We start from the raw sequence: 25,250 nt of genomic DNA on the forward strand, positions 1-25,250 counted from the left end.
AAACCAAGATTTAGATGAAATCTTGCGGATCGATATCAATTGACCATCGGACTTTTCTTGCGCTGGGTAATGCCTCAATTTCAGTTGCGAAATGGCCAATAACGTGATTTAGCAAAGCGCGACTTTGACTTTGCATTAACAGTTGCATGCGATATTTCCCTTGCCGTTTTTCCATAATGGCAGGAATAGGCCCAACAACACGAATCTGCGGATGTTGCGTCATTTGCGCTACCTGAGACAAAAACTCAAAGCCATCTTGAGCCTTCAATGATTCCGTTCTAAACAGTGCGTGAAAACTAAAAGGCGGTAAATTGGCTAACTTTCTTTCCGAAAGTGCAAAGCGTGCAAAATGACCATAGCCGTTATGAATCAAGTCTTGCAACAATGGGTGTCCAGGTTGATGGGTTTGCAACCACATTTCGCCCGGTTTTTGGGCTCTACCCGCTCTGCCAGAAAGCTGAGTGATTAGTTGAGCGAGATGCTCTGAAGCTCTAAAGTCTGCACTGAACAGTGCACCGTCAGCATCTAAAATCACCACCAGAGTGACATTTGGAAAATGATGACCTTTAGATAAAATTTGGGTGCCAATTAAAATCTGATGGGCTCCAGCATTAATTTCTGTTAATAAATTGTCTAACTTTGCTTTACCTCGCACACTATCACTGTCGATTCTCACCGCACTGTATTGAGGAAATTGTTGTTCCAAATACATGGTTAATTGTTCAGTACCGACTCCTTGAGTGAGCAACTCATGATGACCACATTCTTTACATTGTTTAGGTAATGCCTTAGCCGCACCACAGTGATGACATTGCATTTTGTGTAACGACTTGTGCACTGTGTACGGTTTATTGCAACGTTTACACTCTTCCACATGCCCACAACTGTGGCAAAGTAAAGCAGGTGCATATCCTCGACGATTAACAAATAACATCACTTGATTACCCGCTTTCAAGTGCTGTTCAATGCGGGTAAGCATGCCGCTCGCTAAACCAGCAGTTAATGGCTGGTTAGTAATATCTAAAACACTTTGTTTAGCCTGCAAGGCGTTACCCGCACGTTGATTAAGCTGCAATAGCCGATAGCGGCCAGATAACGCGTTGTTCAGCGACTCTAAACTAGGTGTTGCTGAACCCAATATAAGTGGAATCTTATGTTCTTTTGCACGTATTACGGCTAAATCACGGGCACTGTATTTAAGACCATCTTGCTGTTTATACGAAGCATCATGCTCTTCATCAACAATTATCATTCCAGGACGCGCCATAGGGGTGAAAATTGACGAACGTGTTCCAATAATGATCCCCAGCTTGCCGGAACGACTTTTTTGCCACACTGCCAAGCGCTCGTTATCGGTTAGATTAGAATGCAAAATCCCCACTTCAATCCCAAAGCGTTTTTCAAAGCGTTTTACAGTTTGCGGTGTTAAACCAATCTCTGGTACCAGGATTAATACTTGTTTGTGGCTTTTTAGAACCTCTTCAATGCTTTGTAAATACACTTCGGTTTTACCACTACCGGTAATCCCTTCCAATAAAAAGCTTGTGTATTGGGTTAACGATTGACTGATTGCAGTTATTGCTAGGGCTTGTTCAACATTGGGTTGGGGCTTTTCAATGGATCCGTCAATAGTAAATTGAGACCTTTCGTTTTGTTCAAAAACTGATTCCACTTTAGCAATCTTTTTTTCCACTAAAGCTTTGATAACACCGTCGGTATAGGTCTGTTTTAGTGTACTCAGTGATATCGGCCGCTGCAAAAGTTCGATATAAAGTTCGCGTTGCTTTTTAGCTCGATTGAGTTGCTCAGGGATCTCGTCTTGATTCGCATCCGTTAAACACAGCATTTGAATTGGTTTAGGCTTGTCAGATTCGCCCTTACGCAATGCCACTGGCAATACGGTGTGCATCACTTCACCAATTGGGTGATGGTAATAGCTCGCCAACCAATTACACAGGGACAGTAGCGTTTTATCGATTACAGGCTGCTCGTCGATAACCTGATTGATCGGTTTTAATTTACTTAAAAAAGGAGAGTCCTCGGTGGTTGAAAACACAATACCTATAAGCTCTCTGGGCCCAAATGGCACCCGAACACGACAACCAGGCAGCAGGTCGCCATCTGCATGAAGATAATCGAACAATTGTCGTTTGGGTAACGGCAGTGCAATTTGATAAATGGGCATGGGCTAAATTCGATAATCCTAGACGATTTAGTGCTATTAAAGACACGATTTGGTTAACAAACAGTCGAAAAACAACTTGATCAATACAGTCCTTTACATTAATATGCGCGCCTCTTTGCGGCAAGCCGCTATTTAATTTAATTTGCGTATGGTGTGCAACTTCGGGTTGTATAGCGATACGGCCCAGAAATGAGGTAATCCATATGAAACAAGATATTCATCCAGAATACACTGAAATGACAGCTACTTGCTCTTGTGGCAACAAAATTGTTGTTCGTTCAACCCTTGGTAGAGACATGAACCTTGACGTATGTTCAGCATGTCACCCATTCTACACTGGTAAGCAACGTAATGTTGATACTGGTGGTCGTGTTGACAAGTTCAAGAAACGTTTCGGTGCATTGGGCAAAAAATAAGCCTAACTGCTACGAATTGAAAAAGGCGCTTAGTGCGCCTTTTTTTGTGCCTGTTTTTTTGGGCGTAATGGACGACTTTATTCGGCAATTAAATCATGAATATGTTTAAGTGACGGCAGCTTTCTTTGAGCTTGATAAAATAGGCGGTTTAATCGCCCAAGTAAATTAATCGAACGACTGGGATCTTTTGGCTTTCGTCGATGAGAACTTGCTGTCTGTAAAAACTCCCATGGTTTTAAATCCATATTAGCAATATGCTCAGAGCTAATACCTTGCGCTTGAATTGTAGATAAGATACGTTCAGTCTTACTTTCCTGAATTGGAATAATTTGCTTGCCATATACATCGCTAATTGGCTCACCAATTGCCGCCAATGTATTGTTAATGGCCTGCCATACTATGTCATGCTCGAATTGGTAGTTATTCGGTGCATAATACCCCATAATCTCCCATTCCAACTCGACATTACTTACCGCTACTGAACTTTTTAACTCTTCTGAAAAAGATAAATCGGGTCGCGCACCAATGTTATACACATCAACAGAGAAGCCTAAACAAATCACCAAGTCTCCGGTAATTTCAGGATCGTGAAACAGTGCTTCAAACGCAGCTCTTTTTACCCCCATCCAACCATGCACTATAGGAGTTTGAGTTGCAAAATCGCGAACATCGTTAGGTAAATCTTCACCATACTTATCAATAAACAAGGGAAGAGGATCTTGTTGCAGTTGATCATCTGGAACCCATATTTCATATTCCTGTCGATTATCACCTTTACCACGACTTTTGATCCCATAGGACAGATTTGTTGGCCGACATATATTGCGATCCTCCCCTACTCGATGGAAGTATTCCGAGCGAAAACGCTTAATAAAGGGCGCATCTAGACCTGCAAGTGCTGCGGTTGGATAGCGAAAACCTAACTCACTTTTAGTTACTAAAGAAAGACCCGGCAGCACCTTACTCAAAATCGTTTTTACGCCCTTGAGCGCAGTAAGATTCGGCAAAACAACACTACGCTCAGGTTCAATACAATGCCTTTGCCCATCAGCGCTAATGAATTTTGGCGTTTTATGATAACCATATTGGACAAAACCAAGTTGCGCCGCATGGGCGTTTCGAATCAGGGCTAAATCAGAAAACAATGCATCATGATTTTTTATGTGCTTGATTAACGGTCGATTATCAGTCATAAGCTAAGAAGAAGAGAATTACCATTATATTAAGGAGATACCCCGTTATAAAATGATATTGGTTCTAACACAAGTGAAAAGTTTTATATGAGTTCAGATGAAAAGTTATATAAAGAGTGAAAACTTTCAAGGCTTTACAGGATAGAATAATAAGGCGTACATCCTTAATTGCTAACTCATATCATATTCGTGAATAGTATTCATAGCCTCATCTGATATGTGGTTTTGTTTAAGCTATGTTACATTCGACCAATTGGTAGCAGCCGCTTTTGTATACATCTGAAGGTGTTTTAAAGCGCGAGAATTAAAATAATAAGCTGATATTAATTAAATAACCCTTAACCGAACACTCTGTTACAAGCTGATAGTTTTCAGTTAATTGATGTGTTTACCCTACAAAGTAAGGAACAGGACAGTTATGTCTGATTTTCGACAAAAAGCATTGGATTATCATTCCAAACCTGTACCGGGAAAGATTAGCGTTGAGCTAACAAAACCGGCAGAAAGTGTTACAGATTTAGCATTAGCATATAGCCCCGGCGTTGCCGAACCAGTTAGAGAGATTGCAGCAGACCCTAATGCCGCATATTTATATACTGGTAAAGGTAACATGGTGGCAGTCATTACCAACGGAACGGCGATATTAGGGTTAGGCAATTTAGGCCCGCTTGCATCAAAGCCGGTAATGGAAGGTAAAGCATTGTTGTTTAAACGCTTTGCCGGCTTAGACTCAATTGATATTGAAGTGACTCATCGTACAACTGAAGAGTTCATCAATACAGTGGCAAGTATCGCCGATACCTTTGGCGGTATTAACTTAGAAGATATTAAAGCCCCCGAATGTTTTGAAATTGAACAAGAGTTGATTAAACGTTGTTCAGTACCCGTATTTCACGATGATCAGCACGGTACAGCAATCGTAACTGCTGCAGGTATGCTCAATGCGTTGGAAATTCAGGGTAAAAATGTCGCTGACGTCAATGTGGTATGTATGGGTGCGGGAGCTGCAGCTGTCGCATGCATGGAACTATTGATTAAATGTGGTGCCCAGCGTGAACGAATTTATATGCTTGATAGAAAAGGCGTCATTCATACTCGTCGTGACGACCTAACCCCTCATAAACAAATGTTTGCTAACAATACTGACAAGCGCACACTTGAAGATGTAATGGATGGCGCAGATGTTTTTGTAGGTGTTTCAGGCCCCGATGTATTGCCAGCATCAGCATTGAAACTGATGGCTGCGAACCCGGTTATTTTTGCTTGTTCAAACCCAGATCCAGAAATTAAACCGGAATTAGCTCATAGTGTTCGTGATGACCTGATTATGGCAACGGGTCGCTCTGATTATCCAAATCAGGTAAACAATGTACTGTGTTTCCCATTTATCTTTAGGGGTGCACTTGATGTTAGAGCTTCTAAAATAAATGACGAAATGAAAATTGCAGCCGTCAATGCCATTCGTAGTATTGCTAAAGAAGCAGTTCCTCAGCAAGTATTAGATGCCAGTGACATTGATAAGTTAGAGTTTGGGCGTCAATACATAATTCCCAAACCTATGGATCCTCGGTTGTGTAAGCGAGTGGCTACTGCCGTTGCCCAGGCAGCTATCGATTCAGGAGTCGCAGCCATTACAGAACTGCCAAAAAACTATTTGGCTGAATAAAGTGAGGCGCTTAGCGCCTTCTTTCTGCAGTCCCGACTAAAAAGGAATTTAGATGCAAATTCGACACAGTGATAAAGCCGACATTCCACAAATTAAACAAATCTATGAACAAACTATAAACTACGCCAACACGCTTCAGTTACCCTACCCTTCGTTGGATAGCTGGGAGGCATTTTTAGGCGACAAGCCAGATAATTTCTATAGTTTAGTTGTCACAGAGCATGCGCAAATCGTTGCTCAGATAGGCATAGAAGTATGTACTAATAATAGACGTAAACACGCAGCAAATATCGGCATGGCGGTGGTACCTAGCAAAAGTAATCAAGGTTACGGTAGTCAATTACTTAAAGCTGCAATTGATTTACTTGAAAATTGGTTGGCCGTCACCCGTATCGAACTAGAAGTGTATACAGATAATGATAGTGCCATTGCGCTTTATAAAAAATTTGGCTTTAAAATTGAAGGGACTGCGCAAAATTACGCATTTAGAAACGGAGAATTAACGGATGTGTATTTAATGGCTAGAATTAAAAGTCAATAGCAGAAAATTCATGACCACCCCATCGCGAGGTGATCTGAATACTTGAATATAACCTAGTCTCTGTTGCGACCAAATTTATCGTGACTACTGACCCAATGCCCGCCAATAACCGCACAAGCCAAAGAAATATCTCCAGCTAATACCGTTGCGGCAACGATCTCTGCGAACTTGTTGGCTTTACCTGTGCCATAACAATCCATCAGTTCAAGACACTCTTTTTGAGTCGGTAAGCCCGTTCCGCCACCATAAGTTGCAACAATTAACGACGGCAAGGTAACAGAAAGGTAAAAATCGCCGTTATCCAAAAGTTCATGGGAAAGTAAACCTGCATGAGACTCCACCACATTGGCTTCATCTTGCCCTGTGGCAATAAATATCGATGCAATTCCATTCGCCGAATGTGGACCGTTGTATGCAGCCCCAGCCATCAACGCGCCGGTATTAGCCAACACAGTAGCCCGAGCCAACATTTTGGTATCGACTTTCATGATCTTTTTAAGCACGTCTTTTTTAAGAACGATTTCAGCGATTACTCGTTTACCACGAGAGTGCAACATGTTCAGGTGGGAATGCTTTTTATCAGTATCCATATTACCCGATAATAGGTATTCACACTTTTCAGGATAATTCGCCACTATCCATTCGCAAGCAGCAAGGGTTGCTTTACCCACCATATTTTGTCCAGCGGCATCGCCAGTGGTGTAGTTAAAACGTAAATAACGTGTTTTTGAAACAGACCACTGCATGATGTGTTCTAGCTTACCAATACTAGTCGTTGTTTCAGCTGCCGCTTTAATTTCTAAGAAGTGTTCATCTATCCACTTGCCGAATTCACGAGCTTCTCTAGCGTTGGCAAAAATAAACGCGGGGGCTCGTTGCATAAACTGTTCAACAACTGTCGTATTGACGCCACCACACTCATTTATAACTCGCATGCCTCGGCTGTAACTTGCAACTAAAGTACCTTCAGTTGTCGCTAAGGGGACATGAAATAAGCCATTCGCATATTCACCATTCACCTGGACAGGACCGGCAATTCCCACCGGCATCTGCACGACGCCTATGAAATTTTCAATATTTCCAGGGAGCGCTTCTGGGTCGATAGAAAAATGTCCAGTATGTGGCAGTTCCGTGCCTGTTTGTTCGGTAAGGTATTCCCGACGCTTCTGAGCCCACTCGTGACTATGGTCATTCATTGTATTGCGCGGGATACGCGGTGTTTTTACCATGTTAACTTGTCCTCAATTAGCGATATCTATATGACTATTTATTCATTTAGTTAATTTTTTAATTAAACAACTAATGTTCTCAATGCAATCTACCTGCCAAAGCGAGACTAATGCACAAAGATGAATAAATCATGAAACTCACTCGAATATTGACTATTTTTGCACCAATAATGGGATTTTACAATTGTGGATTGATGCAATTGAAAGCATAACATAGTTAGTGTAACGGCTAATTTAAATCAGTCGTCAATTTCCTTCACTTCTAGACCCATTGCTTCCATTAACTCTCGAGCCTCTTTAGGAATTCGATTGGGATTGTCTTTGCGAAGATCGTCATCGTCAGGGAGTGGCTGTCCAGTAAAAGCGTGCAAGAAAGCCTCACACAACAGCTCTGAATTTGTTGCATGCCTTAAATTATTTACCTGTCGACGAGTTCGCTCATCCGTAAGGACCTTCAAAACCTTTAACGGGATTGAAACTGTTACTTTTTTTACGAGTTCACTTTTTTTACCGTGTTCAGCGTAGGGATGTATGTATTTTCCGTTCCACTTTGCCATACTGTTGCTCTTTTATCTTTCTTATAAGATGAAAGTCTAACCTCAAGTCTATTAGATGTCTAAACATCTTGACGGCTTATCATTCTCAGTTTAGTTTAGACGTCTAAACGGCTAATACCAAATTGTACGTAAAAGTACTAACAGAAAATAGATTGGTATTATTATTATTTTACATATTGGAGTACAGCATGGTCTCTTACGCACAAGGTATTGAGTCGCTAAATCAATCGCTGTCTGAGTTAAGCGATATCAATGTTTCTTTTGAATTTTTCCCGCCTAAAACGGAACAAATGGAACAAACACTTTGGAAATCAGTTGAGCGTCTAGCGCCATTGAAGCCAGCCTATATGTCGGTAACTTATGGTGCCAACAGTGGTGAAAGAGACCGGACTCATGACGTGGTTAAACGGATTCAAAGTGAAACTGGTGTGCCAGCTGTCCCCCATTTAACATGCGTAGACGCAGGTAGAGAAGAACTAATCCAGATAGCCAAAGATTATTGGCAGTCAGGTATTAGACGAATCGTTGCACTAAGAGGCGATCTACCAGCAGGTACTGAAAAAACCGAAATGTACGCATCAGACTTAGTCGCTTTGCTAAAAGACGTAGCCGATTTTGATATTTCTGTTGCAGCTTATCCTGAGAAACACCCTGAAGCGCCCAATGCGCAGTTCGATTTGCTTAACCTGAAACGTAAAGCGGAAGCAGGAGCCACCCAAGCAATTAGTCAATTTTTCTTTGATGCAGAGGTATTTTTACGCTTTCGAGACCGTGCTGCGGCGGCGGGTATAGATTTAGATATTGTACCGGGCATATTACCTGTGACAAATTATCAAACTCTTAAACGCTTTGCCGGATTTACCAACGTGCACGTACCTAACTGGTTACACAAAATGTACGATGGCTTAGCTCAAGACGATCAGACAACTCGAAATCTAATGGGTGCAAGCATCGCAATGGATACAGTCAAAGTATTAGCCAAAGAAGGAATACGAGACTTCCATTTTTATACTCTAAACAGAAGTGAATTAAGCTACGCAATTTGTCATTTATTAGGCGTTCGTGCACAAAACGGATAAACTGCTGTTGCTATAAATTAATTTTGAGAGTGGTATGACACAGCAGAACTGGTTCGCACAGAGTAAACGCTTTTTAGGGCACGTATATATTGTGTTGCGGAATGTTGTCCACCACTGTCAAAAAGATAACATTAGTGTTTCTGCTGGCCATCTCGCTTATGTTTCTCTGCTGTCGTTAGTACCCTTTATTGTTGTGTTTTTCAGCATTCTGTCGGCGTTTCCAGCGTTTTCAGAAGTAAGGCAGCACTTAGAGCAGTTTGTATTTAATAACTTCATTCCCACCTCTGGGGATGTGTTGCAAAAACATATGACAGAATTCGTCAATAATGCCTCCAAAATGGGAGCCTTAAGTATTGCGTTTCTGGTGGTGGTTGCATTAACCCTTATTTCTAATGTTGATAAAACCCTTAACAGAATATGGCAAGCTAAAAGCGAACGCCCCCGCATATACACCTTTGCCATTTACTGGATGGTACTTACTTTAGCTCCCCTTTTAATTGGAGTCAGTGTCTTGGTCAGCTCTTACTTGGTCGGTTTGGCTAACTACGCTGACGAATATACGCCAGGCTTTAGCACTGTATTGCTCAAAGTAGTGCCATTTATCACCTCAGTGATTGCCTTCTTCATTTTATACATGGTCGTACCGAACAAACAGATCAGCTATAAACATGCTCTATCAGGCGCAATCTTGGCTGCCGGTCTATTCGAATTATCCAAAAAAATGTTTTCCATGTATGTGGAAAACTTCCCTTCTTATCAAGTGATATATGGGGCAATTGCGGTTGTTCCCATTTTGTTTGTGTGGGTATATTTAAGTTGGATATTGGTTTTGGTGGGCGCTGAATTCACCCGAGCGTTGGAACGTATAATGCCAGAGGAAGACACTGGTGAAGAGCGCAATCTGATACCTGATGATGATGGCGATGAAGAAAATCATGTAAAACCCGATGATTTGCCCGAAGAGCCACACAAATAAGGTTTTAGATATTTAACCGTAAAGAGTTTAAAGGGGCAGTTTGCCCCTTAATTTAAGATTGAATACTCGATATAAACGCATTACTTTGCGAAATAGCTGAATTCATTTCTTTGATCAGAACATCAATATCTTTCTTGATTAGGTTGAATTCACCTTGCAATGCACCTACTGCGTTGGCATTTAGGTTATGTTTTAAATAAAGAACATTGTCTTGCAAAGCTGATAGCACTGGAGGCATTTTTGACTCAGCTTTACGCATAGCTGAAATCAACGAATTATAGCGTCTCTGTGTTTCTCTGAGTTGTTTTTCACTATCACGTTTTAACTTAGCATTTGAATACTTTTCAAGCTCTTCAGTCCACTCGTCAAATAATGCTTCAGCAACACTTTCCACTTTATCAATGCGATTACTAACGTTGTCCGCGGCATCTTTGCTTGCTTCATATTGACTGCTTAGATCTTCGTACACATCCTGTAAATCGCCACCGTCAAAGTTAATTAATTGACTGAATTCATCTAACGCAGAGGCAAATTGCTGTTGGGCATCTTCTTGAGAATCTTTCGCTTCTTCGACACGATCAACCAAGATATCGCGCTTTTCGACACCGAGCTTTTCCCAAGCTGCATAATATGCACTTTGGCAACCGAACATCATAAGACTAAAGATTACGACTATTATTTTTTTCATATCTATGGGCCTTTGTATTTAGCAGCATCAATTATTGCCCAAATATAGGCTATCCCAGCAATAACACCAGGAACAATTAAAAACCACAGAGCTGCACCACCAAAAAAGATGATTGCGAAAATGAGAGCAGCCAAGATTCTGCCCTGTACCAACTGCCCTAACCCTGGAAAAAAGATATTACAAATTGCAGCAATCACATTGCCGCCAGATCCTTGCCCGGCCATTTTTGCCTCCGAAATCGAGTTATTATTGAATAGAAGTCGTAAATTTTACGAATTAAGTGCTAAATTAAAGCAAATAGATTCAATAAACAAACAAAAGCGGAATTTATGAGCCATATATATCCACCGATTAAAACCTATGATAGCGAAATTTTAGATGTAGGTGACGGGCACCAAATTTACCTTGAGCAATCAGGTAACCCAAAAGGCATACCCGTTTTATATCTTCATGGCGGGCCAGGTGCAGGATTATCGCCGATGTACCGAAGTTTTTTTAATCCTGACATATACCGAATAATCGGATTTGACCAACGAGGATGTGGGAAATCGCTTCCGTTTGCTAAGCTAGAACAGAATACAACAGCCCACATACTCAGCGATATTGAAATGATTCGAAAGCATCTAGGAATAAAGAAATGGATGCTTTGTGGAGGCTCTTGGGGAACGACTTTAGCCTTACTCAACGCCATTGATAAGCCTGAAACAGTGACTGCAATTATTTTACGCGGTGTGTTTTTGGGTCGAAAAGAAGATTTTGAATGGTTTATTGAGCGCAGCGGAGGCGCTGCACAACTCTTTCCTGAGTACTATGAAGAATTTGTGGAAATTGTTAAAGAAGGCGCTAAAAACGTTTCGGTAACCGACCGTTTTTATCAGATATTTTTAAATGGAGATGAACTCACCAGAGTGCATGCAGCGAAGTCTTGGTGCATGTGGGAAGAACGCATTTCCGTTTTGAATAGCTCGGTTAAGGAACATGATTTCCATCAAAATTTAAGCCGTGCAGCCAGCTTGGCTTTGTTGGAATGCCATTATATTAAAAATCGCTGCTTCATTGCAGAAAACCAAATTTTAAAGAATATTCATAAAATAGACTCCATTCCAGGCACGATAATCCACGGTCGATTCGATATTGTCTGTAAAATGGAAAATGCTTACACTTTAAGTAAAGTATGGCGTGCGGGACAATTATTAATAGTACCAGAAGCCGGTCATAGCGCATCAGATCCAAGAATAAGCGATGCAATTTGTCACGCAACCGATAGAATGGCTAAATTTCTAAAAGAGAAACAATCTTGATTGCACTGATTCAACGCGTTACCCGAGCCCATGTAGAAATTGACAATGATATTGTTGGAAAAATTGATAAGGGCATGATGTTACTCTTAGGTGTCGAAAAAACAGATACCCTAGAAACCGTTAAAAAACTTGCCAACAAACTAATCAAATTAAGAATGTTTAGTGATGCTGATGGAAAAATGAACCTCAATATCCAACAGTTTGGCGGTGCTATGTTAATTGTTTCCCAATTTACCCTAGTTGCCGATACTCGTAAGGGAAATAGACCCGGATTTTCAGATGCAGCGCCTCCTGAGCTAGGTAAAGAGCTTTATCAGCAATTCGTTAACTACTGTCAGCAGCAGGGTATTGAATGTCAAACCGGCGAATTCGGTGCAGACATGCAGGTATCCCTTGTAAACGACGGCCCCGTTACATTTCATCTTCAAATAAATTAACCTGTCTATTGTGCGTGGTCTGCGATTGCGCTTTAATGATGAACATTTTTCGCGGGCAAACGTGGATATCAAGATAGGTTTTAGGTTAATTATTGAAAAAACATCCTTCTTGAATTGACCTGTAATAAAAGAGACGACTTATTTTATGTATAGAATAGAAACGCCAAAAACGGAGCAACAACTTGAAGAGTATTTCCATTTCCGTTGGGAAATGTTGAGGGAGCCATGGAACCATCCGTTAGGCTCTGAGAAAGATGAATACGAACAAGTTGGTGAGCATCGAATGGTTGTTGATGGCAACGGTAAAGTCGTTGCTGTAGGGCGTGTACATTTAAATATGTCAGAAGAAGCCCAAATTAGACATATAGCGGTTGCTAAAGAATGCCAAGGTAAGGGAATAGGCAAGTTAATATATTCGGCATTAGAAGAAGTTGCTAGACAGCAAGGTGCGAAACGATTGGTTACCAACAGTCGTCGTATATCCATCGAGTTTTTTGAAGCTTGTGGATTTGTAGTAGAAAAAGAAGCGCCAACTGAAATGGGTAAACTGAAACGTTCACAAATGATTAAAAAACTGTCAGATGTGAACCAAGTAATGCTGCACCCTAAATGGTGCCAAGATCTACAAAATACCTGGCATGAAACCATCCCGATTAGTGAACAAATGGGGATTCAACTCTATCAATACAGTGGCAAGACACTAGAAGTTAGAGCTTCGTTAAACAAGAATATTAATTTACATGGCACTATGTTCGCAGGCAGTATTTTTTCGTTGGCGACATTAACTGGCTGGGGCATGATCCATTTAAAACTGAAAGAAAAAGGATTAGAGGGAGAGATTGTATTGGGAGATGGTGATATTCACTACCATAAACCTATTACCATGCAACCCAGAGCCTTATGTAACATTGAATCCCTGGAAGGTAAGCTTGAGTTGTTAGAAAGAAATAAGAAAGTGGCGATCAAACTACAAGTAGATATTCTAGATGGTGAGTCACCAGTTGCTGAATTCAAAGGTGTGTTCTGGGTATTACCGAGTAAAATTGCAGAACCGGATTAGGTTGTTCTGTAAAAGTAATAAGCATAAAAAAAGCGCGATGAATAATTCGCGCTTTTTTATGAAGTCATTATAGGTGTTTGAACTAGCTGATTATGCAACCATCGCTGACTGCAATTTCTTCATTGCATTCTTTTCAATCTGACGTACACGTTCAGCAGACACTTCATATTTGTCAGCCAAATCTTGCAACGTCAACTTGTCATCCGACAACCAACGAGTCTGGATAATATGTTGACTGCGCTCGTCTAAGGTTTTGATCGCCGAGTGCAGACGTTTAGAAGCGTTGCTATCCCAATCAGAATTAATTACTTCGCTTTCCACATCAGTTGTTTTGTCTTCTAGAAACTGTACCGGTGCAAAACTTCCACTTTCGTCATCATCAGCAGACAAATCAAATGCTTGATCTTGGCTGCTCATTCTAGCTTCCATTTGCAGTACTTCTTTGGTACTCACACCTAACTCTTGTGCTACTTTTTGCACTTCATCGTGAGTAAACCAGCCTAGACGCTTTTTGTTTTTACGCAGGTTAAAAAACAACTTACGCTGTGCTTTAGTGGTTGCCACTTTCACAATACGCCAGTTTTTAAGCACAAATTCATGAATCTCTGCTTTTATCCAATGCACAGCAAAAGACACTAGTCTCACACCGACGGTTGGATCAAATCGCTTCACTGCTTTCATTAGGCCAATATTGCCTTCCTGAATGAGATCAGCTTGGGGTAATCCATAACCTGAGTATGATTTAGCAATATGTACAACAAAACGTAAATGGGACATAACTAGCTTTCGTGCCGCTTCAATGTCTTCATCTCGCTGCAAACGTTCTGCTAGCTGACGTTCTTCTTCCACAGTCAGCATGTTGATGCTGCTAACAGCTTGAATATAAGTTTCAATGCTGCCACTGTGAGGAACGCTTAATACCATAGCTTGCATATTTGTGCTCATGTATACCTCATTATTCGTTACAGCCCAGTATTCTATCAATACAAATGGGCAAAGCCAATTATCTATTACGTATATAGACCGCAAAAGGTCATAAATAATTCACTCAAACTGAAATTAATTGTCTCAAAAAAGACATTCAAGGTATATGGGGGCGCATATTTATATTTAAAGGTTTAATTTTAAATTAAAATAGAACACTATACTCGACTAATATTCAATCAAGTTGAACAGGTATTAGGCAAGGTTAAATGTTTTCTTACATCGCACGACAAGCTATCTTTGACCAACAGATGCAGGTATTTGCTTACGAACTACTTTTTCGAGATGGTGAGGGTAACTGTTTTCCAGACATTGAGCCGAATCAAGCGACATCAAAAATTATTACAAACAGCCACTTTTCAATAGGCGTTGAAGAAATTTCAGATGGAAAAACGGCCTTCATCAACTTTCAGACAGACACCCTACTCTATCGATTTCCCACTCTATTCGATCCGCAAACGGTTGTTATTGAGTTAATAAAAAGTGTGAAAGTATCTGAAAAGCTTATTGCAGCGTGCAAACACATCAGTGGGCTCGGCTATAAAATAGCCATAGACGATTATGATTTTGATCCCAAATGGGATCGCCTATTTTCAGTTATCAACATAATTAAGGTAGACGTTACCACCACTGACTTTAAGCTTATAGAACAAAACCTATCTCGCATTAAACAAGCTCGCATCAAATTAGTGGCGACAAAAGTTGAAAATCATGACGTGTTTTTGCGTTACTCAGCTGTTGGATTTGATTTTTTCCAAGGCTACTTTTTCGCTAAACCCGAAATCAAGAAACATAAAAACATTCCGAGTTCTAAACTCAATTTGTTGAAGTTAATGCGCGAGAGTGCAAATAGCCAATTTGAATTCGACAAAATTTGTCAGATCGTCGAAAAAGATGTCTCCCTCTCGTATATGTTGATGCGTTTTATCAACAATCCAATTATGAATAAACGCAATAAAATCAATTCATTAAATCATGCATTGAATTATATGGGCGAAATAGAGATCAAAAAGTTTATCGCGTTGGTGGCCATCGCTAATTTAGGAGATGAAAAACCACCTGAGTTAATTCATCTGTCTTTGGTTCGCGCTAAATTTTGTGAACTCATTTCTATGGCTAAGAATGATGCTGATAACCCACCTAAAGGATTTTTAGTTGGTTTATTTTCACTTTTAGATGCATTGTTAGATCAGAATATGTCAAAGTTAATAAAAAAATTACCATTAAACGACGACTTAAAGAATGCGTTATGTGGCATTGAAGGCCAACTTAGAGATTATTTAGTGGTTGCTCGAGCGTTTGAATACGGCGACTGGAACGGTGTGACACACCATTCAACTAAACTTGAACTTGATCAAGACATGTTGCATAGTTTTTACAATGAATCGATTAAATGGGCGTCAGCTATGACCCGTTCAATTCGTTAATTAATAAATCAGAAACGACAAATTAAAATTTGTATAAAATGGAATAATAGGGGCTTTTGATGTTCGCTTTTGTGGCTAGGCAACCAATTTTAGACAAGGAAAAAGAAGTATTTGCGTATGAGCTATTTTTTAGAGACGGTAAAAATAACTGTTTTCCTGACAAATTAGTTGATGCATCTCAACCTCAACCACAGAATCAATCAAATTTGAAGTTGGCGTTAGACGATATTTCTTGCCAAAAAACGTCTTTTATTAATTTCACCAATGAGACCATACTCAAGGGCCTTCCAAATAGCCTAGACCCCAATACTGTTGTGGTCGAAGTATCTGAGAACGTTGAGGGCGAAGAATCGATCATTGAAGCCTGTCAGAATATCCGTGACATGGGATTTCAGATAGCCTTAAACGAACCTAAATTGACCACTAGCAGCGAGTTACTCAGCCTCGTCAATATCGTCAAAATTGACACTTTCCAACATGCTTTTCCTAATATCGCAAAGCAGATGCCACGGTTTTCCAATGCCAAGGTCAAAATGGTTGCCGATAATGTTGATACGCTACAAAATTTCATATCCTTTAATGACTTAGGCTTTGATTACTTCCAAGGTTATTTCTTTTCAAAACCAGTTAACTTCAACCAAGCTCCATTGCCGGTCAACAAGTTATCGCTGGTTGAGTTGATAGGCGAAACAGCGAATGAAAGTTTTGGTATTGATCGTATAAATGAAATTATTGAACGAGATGTTGGCCTGTCGTATATGTTGTTGAGGTTTATTAATAACCCAATGATTAATAAACGTTTTAAAATTACGTCGTTAAAACATGCATTAAATTACATGGGTGAAGTTGAAATTAAGAAGTTCATCGCCCTACTTGCACTGGCGAATCTAGCAGATGATAAGCCTATGGAACTGTTGCATATGTCTCTAGTGCGAGCCAAATTCTGTGATTTGATTGCAAAACACAGAAAGATTGGCGATAACCCGCCAACCGGGTTTATGGCCGGTTTATTTTCTTTGTTAGATGCATTATTAGATCAAGATATGCAGGAATTGGTGAATAAAATGCCAATTGTAGACGAGGTAAAATATGCATTGTGTGGTGGTAAGAACGATTTTTATCTCTACATTTTGCTGGCAAGAGCCTTTGAAAGCGCAACCTGGATGAAAGTTAGAAAAATCTCAGAAGTACTGGAAATAGAGCAAAAACACTTACACCATATGTTCAATCAAGCGGTGCTATGGGGTAATACAATTCGCCAATCAATCTCTCCACACTATCCTAAAGCGATAGCCTAGATAATATAATTCATCTCAATATGATTTAGAGCTCGAGTTATTTCGGTTCAATGCTTCTTACATGCTTATGTACAGATATCATTGAGCCGGCTAATCCTAAAAAGATTGAGACTCCCAACATAACTAGCAGCGAAGTAAGATCTAGACCTGTTAAGTCGAAGTCTTTTGCGTATTGCGCGGTTAAAGCATCAATACTACCGCCCATCCACCAAAGCAATAACATAACCGCAAACCAAGCCATCAAACCGCCTAACAAGCCATACCACATACCGGTGTACATAAATGGTCGATGTATAAATGCATCTGTAGCACCAACCAATTTCATCACCAAAATTTCATCCCGTCGACTTAGAATATTTAAGCGAATGGTGTTGCCAATAATTAACACCACAGCTAGAAATAACAAAAGAGCGACGGCATAGATTAATTCTTTGGCGATAGATAAAAAGCCGTGTAAGCGCTCTAGCCACTTAATGTCGAGTTTCCCCACTTCCACATGACGTTCACGATTAAGTTTATCTAATAGCTGTTTAGCAGCAGAGGGCGATGTATTTTGGGAGGTGGGATTGACTAAAATCACATCCGGTAACGGGTTTTCATCTAAGTAACTTAATGCTTCTCCCAAACCACTTTGTTGCTGAAATTCAAGCAATCCTTGATCGGCAGGAATATAGGTCACAGAATCGATTTCAGGCCAAAGCCCAAGTCTAGTCACTAATTGATTAGCGTCTTTGGATTGTGTCCCTTTACGTAGGAATAAGGTTATTTCAGAGGCCTGCTGCCAGTTTTCCGCAATCGATTCGGCATTTTTAACTAAAATATAGAAGGTGCTGGGTAATGTGATACTCAACCCAAGTACGCCAACGGTCATCAATGACGCTAACGGCGCTCGCCATAGTTCACCTAAGCTCCCTAATGCTTGTCTTACATGACTGACAAAAAACATGGTTATGCGCTGGAACATGCCAATTTTAGAAGAGTAAGCACCTTGAGGCCGGCCTTTAAACAGAATACTCATTAAAAATCATACTCCTTAGGCTCTTCACTATCCCACTCTTCACTCAAACCATCGGTGATCATTTGTCCTTGTTTTAAGGTCAATGATCGGTACTTCATTCGGGCAATTAATCCTAAATCATGGGTCGCAATAAAAACAGATACGCCAGCTTGATTAAAGTCTTCAAACAAACGAATGATTTCCATCGACAATTTAGGATCTAAGTTTCCTGTCGGTTCATCTGCCAACAACAAAGGAGGTTTATTAACAACTGCTCTGGCAATACCCACGCGTTGTTGCTCCCCCCCTGAAAGCATCATTGGAAAGCTTTTTATTTTGTCTCGTAAACCAACCATTTCAAGCGCTGCATGCACTCGTTTAGTGGTTTCTTTATGGGAGTAACCTTCAATAACCAATGGCAGTGCAACGTTATCAAACACGCTTTTATCCATTAATAATTGATGGCTTTGGAAAATCATTCCAATATCTCGTCGAATAAACGCGATTTGTCGACGATGTATGGTATTTAGGTCATGGCCATTGATCAGCACGCGTCCTACAGTAGGACGCTCCATAATACTAATGAGTTTCAACAGGGTACTTTTACCCGCGCCAGAATGGCCGGTTAAAAACGCCATTTCACCGGGCTCAATATGAAAACTTACTTTGCGTAAGGCTTGTTGCCCGCCTGGATAGGTTTTACTTACCTGTTCAAACTTAATCACGTTGCTACCTGCGTCTAACTATCATTGTCTTGAAACAGTGCTTCTACAAACTGCTGATTGTCGAATGGACGAAGATCATCAATCCCTTCACCCACACCAATATAGCGTATGGGAATATCAAACTTGTCTGCGATTGCGAATATGACGCCCCCTTTTGCGGTGCCATCTAATTTGGTCAGGGTGATACCGGTTAAACCCACAGCTTCATCAAACAGTTTAGTCTGACTAATTGCATTTTGTCCTGTACCAGCATCAATAGTAAGCATGATTTCATGGGGGGCTTGCGGGTTGATTTTTTTCATGACCCGAACGACCTTTTTGAGCTCTTCCATCAAATGATCTTTATTTTGCAGACGGCCTGCCGTATCTGCGATGAGAATATCCATGTTTTTCGCTTTAGCTGACTGGAAAGCATCAAAAACAACCGATGCACTGTCTGAGCCTGTTTGCTGGGCAACCACAGGAATATTGTTCCTTTCTCCCCAAACTTGCAACTGTTCAACAGCTGCGGCACGAAATGTATCTCCTGCCGCTAACATGACTTTTTTACCTTGCTGTTGAAATTGTTTGGCTAATTTCCCGATGGTAGTGGTTTTACCAACGCCATTGACTCCAACCATCAGAATCACAAATGGCCCGTCAGCTGAGTCGATCTTAAGAGGTTCACTAGATTGACCTAAAATATCCGACATTTGCTGTTTGAGAAGTTGATATAACGCGTCGCCATCTTTCAACTGCGAACGATTGGCACTTTCGGTTAACTCCTTAATAATTTTACTCGTGGTATCCATACCCAAGTCGGCAACTAGCAATTGGGTTTCGAGTTCCTCGAATAACTCGTCATCGATGCTTTTACCTTTAAATAAACTAACAAAACCACTACCTAAATTTTGTTTGGTTCGCGACAACCCGCGTTTAAGTTTGCTGAAAAACCCTTCTGGCTCTGGCTCTGGCTCTGGCTCTGGCTCTGGCTCTGGCTCTGGCTCTGGCTCTGGCTCTGGCTCTGGCTCTGGCTCTGGCTCTGGCTCTGGCTCTGGCTCAACAGGATTTTGTTGGGTTGCAGCTATTTCGTCAACAACTTGGGGCTGTTCAGAAATAGTAACCGGGGAATCAATATTCTGTTCGACACTCACCGTTGCAGCAGCATTCGATTCTAACGCTTTAGGCTGCTCGTCCGAGGATTCGGATGCAGGAGATTCTTGCTTTCCGGTATCTTCTTCACTGACATTCTGTAACGTCTCATCTTGCTCGACAGATTGATTTGATTTTTCATCTTTATCTTTATTGAACCAGCGGAAAAATTTAGACATGCTTTAGTTAATTCTCTTGATAATGTGAGTCTGGAGTTTTGTCTTTATTAATAAACAAAAATCGACTGATATAAAGTTTCTTGATAGCAACCTGACTTTTCAAAAAGTGTGCATGCAGAAAAGCGACTAAAGGTATACACTATCGTCCAATTTTGACAATCATAGCATTTCTTGGATTCATGAAGCGAGGCGTAAAAAAGCAAAATGCCATCACCGGCTCAATCCGGGTGATAAGTGGCAAGTGGCGTGGCAGAAAGCTACCAGTTTTAGCGGCACAAGGTTTACGTCCGACAACCGATCGGACCAAAGAAACCTTGTTCAATTGGTTAATGCCTTATGTAAATGAAAGTCGTTGTTTAGATATGTTTGCTGGCAGCGGCAGCCTTGGCTTTGAGGCACTTTCAAGACATGCTACTAGTGCAACTTTTATTGAGTTAGATAAGGTCGCTGCGCAGTTAATCAGTAGCAATCTTGAAAAACTGCAAGTATCCGAGCAACAAACTAAAGTCATAAATGGGAATAGTCTTGAGGTTTGCGATAGACTAAAAGATACCTTTGATTTAATTTTTATTGATCCGCCGTTTAATGCCGGTTTAGTGCCCAAAGCAATCGATGTAATCCAAGCAAATCACTTAACCGTTACCGAAAGTGTTATTTACATCGAATGTGAAACGCAAAACCAGCACTACCAAGTTCCAGATAATTGGCGCTGTATCAAAGAAAAATCGACTCAGAGTGTATCTAGTAAATTATTTATTGTGAATTAATCTCAATTCCGATATTCGATACGCCTTCACTGGTCGCCATTTCGCGTAGCACTTTCACACTTTTTGCCCCTTCAGGCATTGCGACTATTTGTTGCACCAATTCATTTTGAAACGCCACTTCCCACTGCATTAATGGGTGCTCTTTTATTTCTTGAGCACTCAACGACTGATCAGATACCAGTTCAACAAATGCTTCGACACTCCCTTGTGATAATTTGGAAACTATCACCGCACCTTGAGGTTCATCATTGGTTATCAGCGACATTATTGCAGCCAAAGAAATTGCCGCATCAATTGCTGGATATACACCGAAGCTATCATGTTCAGCAGCATCGGGAGTCACATCTTCAATTTTTTCCAACTGTAAAGCGAAATTAATTTTCGAGCCCGTACGAGACAACCACTGCCAAATCGATTCCAAAGACTTGTGGAATTGACCTTCATCATCGAATTCAGCTGTTTCGCAGAATAGCTGGAAATTAGGCTTCATACGTTCAGTTAAAGTGGCAGCGTATGCAACGGCATGCCAGCCAGTTAACTCACGAACTTTTTGAAATGTATTTAATTTAGAGGTCAATTGGTCACTCCCAGTGAAAAGTAATTACCTACGCCGTCGAGAAACATTTGTATCGACAACATAATCAAAATCATGCCCATTAAACGCTCAATCGCGATTAAGCCACGCTCTCCAAGAATCTTAAAAAATACACCAGAAAACATGAGAATGCTCGCGGAAACAGCCCAAGCTGAAAAAAGTGCTAACGACCAATCGAACATCCTTAGAGGATCTTGGTTAGCAAGCAATATCAGAGCAGCCAATAACGAGGGACCGGCAATCATTGGAATAGCTAAGGGAACAATAAAAGGTTCCTGCTCAGTTACATCGTCGTCATGGCTCCCTTTATTAGGGAAGATCATGCGAATTGCAATCAAAAATAAGATAATACCACCAGCAATGCTAACCGCTTGTTGTTTCACATTTAGGAAGTCCAACACGGCTTGCCCACTGAATAAAAAGATGAACATGATCAATAATGATAAAACCAACTCTCGCGCTAACACCTTACGACGACGTTTAGGCTCAATTGATTTCAAAATGGACATAAATATTGGTAAGTTTCCTAAAGGATCCATTATTAGAAATAACATTACCGCTGCAGACCAAATATCCATTATACCTCCATCAATTCGAATTTCGCGGCATTGTAAACCTATTTAGGGTATATCCATAATCGAATCCAAAACTATCGTAATTTCATAGGCAACCAAGCTTGGAGATCTAAACAAGCGATAAACTAGCAATATGACAACTTTACGCTTTGATTAAGTAAAAATGCACAATAGTGGAGGCTCCAATGACTTTAATCAGCGTAACCGAGGTAGCTAATTTTTTAGGAGTAAAAAATCAAAGAGTTGAGCGTTTAGAAAGAGAAAGTCTGTTAGCTTCTAAGGCGAAAGATAGTCAAGGTAAACCCTTGTTTGATAGAAACGAAGTGGAAAAATATAAAGAGTTTGCTGAGCGTGTAGGTGGTATTTAAAAGCTAGCTGGTATCTACAAATGATTTAACCAGCAGTTGCTAAACGGTTCACCAATAAATTAGTGAACCCTAAGTCTAGTTGAAAAAGTCACTTCTAAGCGTCTAATAACGCCTGTGCAATTCCTCTTATTCCGATTCCACTGCCACCAGCAGGCATATGACTAGTACCACTGCCATTATAAGCCGCTGCTAAGTCAACATGAATCCAACCTTTACCTTGATTACCAACAAAACGTGACAAGAATCCAGCGGCGTTAGATGCGCCACCGGCACCGCCACCTTTTTGTGCACGACTGTTTGCAGTATCAGCAAAAGGTGATGGACATTTATCTTGGTGCCATAACTCTAAGGGAAGCGGCCACACTGGCTCATTTTGTTTTTCTGATTGAATAATAAATTGTTGTAGTGCAGGTTTATCAAGTGAAAAAACTGCATTGTAATCTCCACCGGTAGCAGCAACAGCTGCACCAGTGAGAGTAGCTGCGTCAATAATTAAAGGTGCATTGGTTTCACTGGCTGCCATTAAACCATCCGCCAACACTAAACGTCCTTCAGCATCAGTATTAACAATTTCCACTGTCACACCGTTTTTATAGGTTAAAATATCACCCAATTTATAAGCATGCCCACTGACTAGGTTCTCAGCACAACATAAGAATAATTTAACCCGCTTGTTCAATCCTTGCATGATGGCCAGTCCAAGTGCACCAACTACCGTTGCCGCCCCGCCCATGTCGCACTTCATGCTCAACATGCCTTCACTACTTTTCATGCTGTACCCGCCACTATCAAAAGTAATTCCCTTACCCACTAAAGCCGCAGCAACAGCTGCGTTTTCATCACCGCTGGGGTTGTAATCAACTTCTAATAGAACCGGGGGTCGTTCACTGCCTCGGCCAACGTTATATATGCCCACCCAGCCAGCTTTTGCCAACTCTTCACCGACACAGTATTTTACAGACACTTTGTCACCAGATAGCTCTGTTAGCCAGTCTACACTGCGTTTAGCCAATTCTTCCGGTGAAAGTTGTTCAGGCGTTTCATTGACTAAATCGCGGGTAAAACACAGCGCAGCGTAACGTTTTTCTAAGCTTTCTTTGTCACTATTTTCTAACCATTTAATCTCAGCAGCATTGCGTGCTCGACGATAACTAAATGCCAATGCCCATTGTTGTTCTTCACTCCAATCTCCAGATAAAGTGACGCCAGACAGATTCATTCCATCCAGTTTACGGGCAACCACCGCAATTTTGGACAATTGAGTATCCGTAGCATCTTCAGGGTTTAAGTGAATGGTGGCGGTTTCTGCAGCAAAACTAACTAATGCATTATCTCCCCAATGGGCTGAAGCGGGTTGATAACTGAGTTCGACTAAAAGATGTGACATACTGGTTTCCTTTTTCTTTGGCATCCATGATTAATTAGACTAAATCATGGAACAGTGTGCGCAGTCTAAAGCGCATGATATGAGAGGTAATATGCTGTTCCCCACTCCACTTATCAAGGGTAAGTTAATAAAACGCTATAAACGATTCTTAGCTGACGTGGAACTTTCTGATGGTTCAATCGTCACCGCTCATTGCCCAAATACAGGTGCCATGACGGGTTGCGGCGACCCCGGCTTTGAAGTGTGGTTAAGTCCATCGAATAACCCTAAACGGAAACTCGCATACACTTGGGAGCTAAGTAAAAATCACCAAGGCGACTGGATAGGGGTCAATACCCACAATGCGAATAAATTAGTTGCCGAAGCTTTTGCCCAATCAAAAATCAAAGAATTAGCTGAATACCAAGGGATTAAACCAGAGGTAAAGTACGGAGAAGAAAATAGCAGAATAGATTTTATGTTAACCTCTGACAATCTACCCGATTGTTATGTTGAAGTAAAATCAGTTACATTACTGAGGGACGGGATTGGTTATTTCCCTGATGCAAAAACCCAACGGGGCAGTAAACACTTACGTGAACTAATTGTCATTGCTCAAGCTGGGAAACGCGCTGTATTGTTGTTTTGTAGTCAGCATACTGGCATCAAAAATATCCGAGTTGCTACCGACGTAGATCCGGAATATTCGGCGACTTTACAAGCAGCAATGGCTGCGGGCGTACAAATTATCGCCTACGGCTGCAAAATCTCTGAAGAAAAACTACAATTAAATCAGCAACTAAGTTTCGATCTGTAAAAAAAAGGTTGATTTTTTATCTAAGGAGTCTATGTTTGCGAGTCGTAAAAAACAGCTCACCGTTTTTTATTCAAAAAAATTGGTATTTACTAGGCCAATTTTACCGCTGATAAGCGTAACAGTTACATATATTCGACCAAGCCTAATTTGCTAGGATAATAGCAATCTGCTATATATCCTCATTCGCTAAACAACGTTTGTGTCGTAGTGTAGGAGAATTGGCACATGCCAACTGGAAAAGAAAAAAGTTTAGGATTAATAGCACTAGCTGGTCTAACTCCTTATCAGGAGAAAGACGGCGAAGAGTATATGAACGATGCTCAACTCGAGCATTTCCGTAAAATATTGTCAGCATGGCGCTCTCAACTTCGCGAAGAAGTAGATCGTACTGTTCACCATATGCAGGATGAAGCGGCCAATTTCCCAGATCCAGTAGATCGAGCGGCTCAAGAAGAAGAATTCAGCTTAGAACTTCGTACCCGCGACCGTGAACGTAAGTTAATCAAGAAAATTGAAAAAACGTTAAAACGAATTGAAGAAGACGACTTTGGTTTTTGCGATGCATGTGGCATTGAGATTGGTGTAAGGCGATTAGAAGCTCGACCTACCGCTGATTTATGTATCGATTGTAAAACCCTAGCTGAAATTAAAGAAAAACAGCTACAAGGTTAATTTTTTTAAGTCGATTCCAAA

At 40.8% G+C, this 25,250-nt stretch carries 27 protein-coding genes; 14 read left to right on the plus strand and 13 right to left on the minus strand.

Going from position 1 to position 25,250, the window contains the following annotated elements; all coding sequences use genetic code 11:
• Nucleotides 1-10: 10 nt before the first annotated feature.
• Nucleotides 11-2,185, minus strand: coding sequence for a primosomal protein N' (gene priA, locus ABWV72_RS01075; RefSeq protein ID WP_353368368.1), 2,175 nt, complete (start codon nucleotides 2,183-2,185; stop codon nucleotides 11-13).
• 203 nt (nucleotides 2,186-2,388) lie between these two features.
• Between priA and rpmE the strand changes: the two genes are divergently transcribed.
• Complete coding sequence (gene rpmE, locus ABWV72_RS01080) at nucleotides 2,389-2,601, plus strand: 50S ribosomal protein L31 (RefSeq protein WP_216049138.1); 213 nt, start codon at nucleotides 2,389-2,391, stop codon at nucleotides 2,599-2,601.
• 77 nt (nucleotides 2,602-2,678) lie between these two features.
• On the opposite strand, the gene ABWV72_RS01085 is transcribed toward rpmE, so the two are convergent.
• Complete coding sequence (locus ABWV72_RS01085; RefSeq protein WP_353368369.1) at nucleotides 2,679-3,794, minus strand: hypothetical protein; 1,116 nt, start codon at nucleotides 3,792-3,794, stop codon at nucleotides 2,679-2,681.
• Nucleotides 3,795-4,212: 418 nt separating this feature from the next.
• On the opposite strand from ABWV72_RS01085, the gene ABWV72_RS01090 reads away from it, so the two are divergent.
• A complete protein-coding gene (locus tag ABWV72_RS01090) occupies nucleotides 4,213-5,460 on the plus strand; it encodes a malic enzyme-like NAD(P)-binding protein (RefSeq protein WP_353368370.1) in 1,248 nt (415 codons plus the stop codon).
• A 52-nt stretch (nucleotides 5,461-5,512) separates the two neighbouring features.
• Nucleotides 5,513-6,001 carry a GNAT family N-acetyltransferase gene (locus ABWV72_RS01095; protein ID WP_216049141.1) on the plus strand — a complete coding sequence of 163 codons (489 nt, stop codon included), beginning with the start codon at nucleotides 5,513-5,515 and terminating at the stop codon, nucleotides 5,999-6,001.
• 53 nt (nucleotides 6,002-6,054) lie between these two features.
• On the opposite strand, the gene ABWV72_RS01100 is transcribed toward ABWV72_RS01095, so the two are convergent.
• The gene (locus ABWV72_RS01100) at nucleotides 6,055-7,230 is read right to left on the minus strand and encodes a hydroxymethylglutaryl-CoA reductase (RefSeq protein ID WP_353368371.1); all 1,176 of its coding nucleotides are present in this window, start codon (nucleotides 7,228-7,230) and stop codon (nucleotides 6,055-6,057) included.
• A 239-nt stretch (nucleotides 7,231-7,469) separates the two neighbouring features.
• Nucleotides 7,470-7,787: a met regulon transcriptional regulator MetJ gene (metJ, locus tag ABWV72_RS01105; protein WP_216049143.1), complete on the minus strand. Its 318-nt coding sequence runs from the start codon at nucleotides 7,785-7,787 to the stop codon at nucleotides 7,470-7,472.
• A 188-nt stretch (nucleotides 7,788-7,975) separates the two neighbouring features.
• Between metJ and metF the strand changes: the two genes are divergently transcribed.
• Together metF and ABWV72_RS01115 are read left to right on the plus strand one after the other, a co-directional pair.
• Nucleotides 7,976-8,866, plus strand: coding sequence for a methylenetetrahydrofolate reductase (gene metF, locus ABWV72_RS01110; protein ID WP_342805423.1), 891 nt, complete (start codon nucleotides 7,976-7,978; stop codon nucleotides 8,864-8,866).
• Nucleotides 8,867-8,900: 34 nt separating this feature from the next.
• Nucleotides 8,901-9,842: a virulence factor BrkB family protein gene (locus ABWV72_RS01115; RefSeq protein WP_303502274.1), complete on the plus strand. Its 942-nt coding sequence runs from the start codon at nucleotides 8,901-8,903 to the stop codon at nucleotides 9,840-9,842.
• A 52-nt stretch (nucleotides 9,843-9,894) separates the two neighbouring features.
• Here ABWV72_RS01115 and ABWV72_RS01120 read toward each other — a convergent pair whose 3' ends face one another.
• Together ABWV72_RS01120 and ABWV72_RS01125 are read right to left on the minus strand one after the other, a co-directional pair.
• Complete coding sequence (locus ABWV72_RS01120) at nucleotides 9,895-10,530, minus strand: DUF2959 domain-containing protein (protein WP_216049146.1); 636 nt, start codon at nucleotides 10,528-10,530, stop codon at nucleotides 9,895-9,897.
• 2 nt (nucleotides 10,531-10,532) lie between these two features.
• Complete coding sequence (locus tag ABWV72_RS01125) at nucleotides 10,533-10,754, minus strand: hypothetical protein (protein ID WP_216049147.1); 222 nt, start codon at nucleotides 10,752-10,754, stop codon at nucleotides 10,533-10,535.
• A 105-nt stretch (nucleotides 10,755-10,859) separates the two neighbouring features.
• Here ABWV72_RS01125 and pip point away from each other — a divergent pair, with 105 nt between their 5' ends.
• The 3 genes from pip to ABWV72_RS01140 all read left to right on the plus strand — a co-directional run bounded on the left by pip (nucleotide 10,860) and on the right by ABWV72_RS01140 (nucleotide 13,328).
• Entirely contained in the window at nucleotides 10,860-11,831 is a 972-nt protein-coding gene (gene pip, locus ABWV72_RS01130; RefSeq protein ID WP_216049148.1) for a prolyl aminopeptidase, read from the plus strand.
• Complete coding sequence (gene dtd, locus ABWV72_RS01135) at nucleotides 11,828-12,268, plus strand: D-aminoacyl-tRNA deacylase (RefSeq protein ID WP_216049149.1); 441 nt, start codon at nucleotides 11,828-11,830, stop codon at nucleotides 12,266-12,268. Before pip ends, dtd begins: the two co-directional genes overlap by 4 nt.
• A 145-nt stretch (nucleotides 12,269-12,413) precedes the next feature.
• A complete protein-coding gene (locus ABWV72_RS01140; RefSeq protein WP_216049150.1) occupies nucleotides 12,414-13,328 on the plus strand; it encodes a bifunctional GNAT family N-acetyltransferase/hotdog fold thioesterase in 915 nt (304 codons plus the stop codon).
• A 90-nt stretch (nucleotides 13,329-13,418) separates the two neighbouring features.
• Here the strand turns inward: ABWV72_RS01140 and rpoH are convergent, their stop codons facing one another.
• Nucleotides 13,419-14,273, minus strand: a complete 855-nt coding sequence (rpoH, locus tag ABWV72_RS01145; RefSeq protein WP_216049151.1) for an RNA polymerase sigma factor RpoH — start codon at nucleotides 14,271-14,273, stop codon at nucleotides 13,419-13,421.
• Between the two features lie 248 nt (nucleotides 14,274-14,521).
• On the opposite strand from rpoH, the gene ABWV72_RS01150 reads away from it, so the two are divergent.
• Together ABWV72_RS01150 and ABWV72_RS01155 are read left to right on the plus strand one after the other, a co-directional pair.
• Entirely contained in the window at nucleotides 14,522-15,739 is a 1,218-nt protein-coding gene (locus ABWV72_RS01150) for an EAL and HDOD domain-containing protein (RefSeq protein WP_342805429.1), read from the plus strand.
• Between the two features lie 59 nt (nucleotides 15,740-15,798).
• The gene (locus ABWV72_RS01155) at nucleotides 15,799-17,037 is read left to right on the plus strand and encodes an EAL and HDOD domain-containing protein (protein ID WP_216049153.1); all 1,239 of its coding nucleotides are present in this window, start codon (nucleotides 15,799-15,801) and stop codon (nucleotides 17,035-17,037) included.
• 37 nt (nucleotides 17,038-17,074) lie between these two features.
• Here ABWV72_RS01155 and ftsX read toward each other — a convergent pair whose 3' ends face one another.
• From ftsX to ftsY, 3 genes are read right to left on the minus strand one after another with little or no spacing between them, the layout of a single operon-like run.
• Nucleotides 17,075-18,055, minus strand: coding sequence for a permease-like cell division protein FtsX (gene ftsX / locus ABWV72_RS01160; protein ID WP_353368372.1), 981 nt, complete (start codon nucleotides 18,053-18,055; stop codon nucleotides 17,075-17,077).
• Nucleotides 18,055-18,759, minus strand: coding sequence for a cell division ATP-binding protein FtsE (gene ftsE / locus ABWV72_RS01165; RefSeq protein ID WP_216049155.1), 705 nt, complete (start codon nucleotides 18,757-18,759; stop codon nucleotides 18,055-18,057). Before ftsE ends, ftsX begins: the two co-directional genes overlap by 1 nt.
• A 14-nt stretch (nucleotides 18,760-18,773) precedes the next feature.
• Nucleotides 18,774-20,069, minus strand: coding sequence for a signal recognition particle-docking protein FtsY (gene ftsY, locus ABWV72_RS01170; RefSeq protein ID WP_353368373.1), 1,296 nt, complete (start codon nucleotides 20,067-20,069; stop codon nucleotides 18,774-18,776).
• 179 nt (nucleotides 20,070-20,248) lie between these two features.
• Between ftsY and rsmD the strand changes: the two genes are divergently transcribed.
• A complete protein-coding gene (rsmD, locus tag ABWV72_RS01175; RefSeq protein WP_216049156.1) occupies nucleotides 20,249-20,836 on the plus strand; it encodes a 16S rRNA (guanine(966)-N(2))-methyltransferase RsmD in 588 nt (195 codons plus the stop codon).
• Here the strand turns inward: rsmD and ABWV72_RS01180 are convergent.
• Both ABWV72_RS01180 and ABWV72_RS01185 read right to left on the minus strand, forming a co-directional pair.
• Nucleotides 20,823-21,413 carry a YjaG family protein gene (locus ABWV72_RS01180; protein ID WP_216049157.1) on the minus strand — a complete coding sequence of 197 codons (591 nt, stop codon included), beginning with the start codon at nucleotides 21,411-21,413 and terminating at the stop codon, nucleotides 20,823-20,825. The genes rsmD and ABWV72_RS01180 overlap by 14 nt on opposite strands.
• Entirely contained in the window at nucleotides 21,410-22,009 is a 600-nt protein-coding gene (locus ABWV72_RS01185; RefSeq protein ID WP_216049158.1) for a YhgN family NAAT transporter, read from the minus strand. The genes ABWV72_RS01180 and ABWV72_RS01185 overlap by 4 nt, the downstream gene beginning before the upstream one ends.
• 182 nt (nucleotides 22,010-22,191) lie before the next feature.
• On the opposite strand from ABWV72_RS01185, the gene ABWV72_RS01190 reads away from it, so the two are divergent.
• Nucleotides 22,192-22,374, plus strand: coding sequence for a helix-turn-helix domain-containing protein (locus ABWV72_RS01190; protein WP_353368374.1), 183 nt, complete (start codon nucleotides 22,192-22,194; stop codon nucleotides 22,372-22,374).
• A gap of 94 nt (nucleotides 22,375-22,468) precedes the next feature.
• Here the strand turns inward: ABWV72_RS01190 and pepB are convergent, their stop codons facing one another.
• The gene (gene pepB / locus ABWV72_RS01195) at nucleotides 22,469-23,761 is read right to left on the minus strand and encodes an aminopeptidase PepB (RefSeq protein ID WP_216049160.1); all 1,293 of its coding nucleotides are present in this window, start codon (nucleotides 23,759-23,761) and stop codon (nucleotides 22,469-22,471) included.
• 91 nt (nucleotides 23,762-23,852) lie between these two features.
• On the opposite strand from pepB, the gene sfsA reads away from it, so the two are divergent.
• Both sfsA and dksA read left to right on the plus strand, forming a co-directional pair.
• Nucleotides 23,853-24,557 (plus strand): DNA/RNA nuclease SfsA, encoded by a 705-nt coding sequence (gene sfsA, locus ABWV72_RS01200; protein WP_353368440.1) that lies wholly within the window; start codon nucleotides 23,853-23,855, stop codon nucleotides 24,555-24,557.
• Nucleotides 24,558-24,782: 225 nt separating this feature from the next.
• Nucleotides 24,783-25,229 carry an RNA polymerase-binding protein DksA gene (gene dksA, locus ABWV72_RS01205; protein WP_216049161.1) on the plus strand — a complete coding sequence of 149 codons (447 nt, stop codon included), beginning with the start codon at nucleotides 24,783-24,785 and terminating at the stop codon, nucleotides 25,227-25,229.
• Nucleotides 25,230-25,250 lie beyond the last annotated feature (21 nt).

Source organism: Aliiglaciecola sp. NS0011-25, from assembly GCF_040370605.1.
GTDB lineage: Bacteria > Pseudomonadota > Gammaproteobacteria > Enterobacterales > Alteromonadaceae > Aliiglaciecola > Aliiglaciecola lipolytica_A.

Excerpts from the sequence above, each read along its gene's own strand:
- rpoH (WP_216049151.1), bottom strand. The coding sequence starts at position 14,273 with ATGAGCACAAATATGCAAGCTATGGTATTAAGCGTTCCTCACAGTGGC.
- dksA (WP_216049161.1), top strand. The coding sequence starts at position 24,783 with ATGCCAACTGGAAAAGAAAAAAGTTTAGGATTAATAGCACTAGCTGGT.
- ABWV72_RS01085 (WP_353368369.1), bottom strand. The coding sequence starts at position 3,794 with ATGACTGATAATCGACCGTTAATCAAGCACATAAAAAATCATGATGCA.
- metJ (WP_216049143.1), bottom strand. The coding sequence starts at position 7,787 with ATGGCAAAGTGGAACGGAAAATACATACATCCCTACGCTGAACACGGT.
- pip (WP_216049148.1), top strand. The coding sequence starts at position 10,860 with ATGAGCCATATATATCCACCGATTAAAACCTATGATAGCGAAATTTTA.
- ABWV72_RS01095 (WP_216049141.1), top strand. The coding sequence starts at position 5,513 with ATGCAAATTCGACACAGTGATAAAGCCGACATTCCACAAATTAAACAA.
- ABWV72_RS01150 (WP_342805429.1), top strand. The coding sequence starts at position 14,522 with ATGTTTTCTTACATCGCACGACAAGCTATCTTTGACCAACAGATGCAG.
- priA (WP_353368368.1), bottom strand. The coding sequence starts at position 2,185 with ATGCCCATTTATCAAATTGCACTGCCGTTACCCAAACGACAATTGTTC.
- ABWV72_RS01090 (WP_353368370.1), top strand. The coding sequence starts at position 4,213 with ATGTCTGATTTTCGACAAAAAGCATTGGATTATCATTCCAAACCTGTA.
- ABWV72_RS01155 (WP_216049153.1), top strand. The coding sequence starts at position 15,799 with ATGTTCGCTTTTGTGGCTAGGCAACCAATTTTAGACAAGGAAAAAGAA.
- ABWV72_RS01125 (WP_216049147.1), bottom strand. The coding sequence starts at position 10,754 with ATGGCCGGGCAAGGATCTGGCGGCAATGTGATTGCTGCAATTTGTAAT.
- ABWV72_RS01190 (WP_353368374.1), top strand. The coding sequence starts at position 22,192 with ATGACTTTAATCAGCGTAACCGAGGTAGCTAATTTTTTAGGAGTAAAA.
- ABWV72_RS01185 (WP_216049158.1), bottom strand. The coding sequence starts at position 22,009 with ATGGATATTTGGTCTGCAGCGGTAATGTTATTTCTAATAATGGATCCT.
- pepB (WP_216049160.1), bottom strand. The coding sequence starts at position 23,761 with ATGTCACATCTTTTAGTCGAACTCAGTTATCAACCCGCTTCAGCCCAT.
- ABWV72_RS01100 (WP_353368371.1), bottom strand. The coding sequence starts at position 7,230 with ATGGTAAAAACACCGCGTATCCCGCGCAATACAATGAATGACCATAGT.
- sfsA (WP_353368440.1), top strand. The coding sequence starts at position 23,853 with ATGCTGTTCCCCACTCCACTTATCAAGGGTAAGTTAATAAAACGCTAT.
- ftsY (WP_353368373.1), bottom strand. The coding sequence starts at position 20,069 with ATGTCTAAATTTTTCCGCTGGTTCAATAAAGATAAAGATGAAAAATCA.
- ABWV72_RS01115 (WP_303502274.1), top strand. The coding sequence starts at position 8,901 with ATGACACAGCAGAACTGGTTCGCACAGAGTAAACGCTTTTTAGGGCAC.
- rpmE (WP_216049138.1), top strand. The coding sequence starts at position 2,389 with ATGAAACAAGATATTCATCCAGAATACACTGAAATGACAGCTACTTGC.
- metF (WP_342805423.1), top strand. The coding sequence starts at position 7,976 with ATGGTCTCTTACGCACAAGGTATTGAGTCGCTAAATCAATCGCTGTCT.
- ftsX (WP_353368372.1), bottom strand. The coding sequence starts at position 18,055 with ATGAGTATTCTGTTTAAAGGCCGGCCTCAAGGTGCTTACTCTTCTAAA.
- rsmD (WP_216049156.1), top strand. The coding sequence starts at position 20,249 with ATGAAGCGAGGCGTAAAAAAGCAAAATGCCATCACCGGCTCAATCCGG.
- ABWV72_RS01140 (WP_216049150.1), top strand. The coding sequence starts at position 12,414 with ATGTATAGAATAGAAACGCCAAAAACGGAGCAACAACTTGAAGAGTAT.
- ABWV72_RS01120 (WP_216049146.1), bottom strand. The coding sequence starts at position 10,530 with ATGAAAAAAATAATAGTCGTAATCTTTAGTCTTATGATGTTCGGTTGC.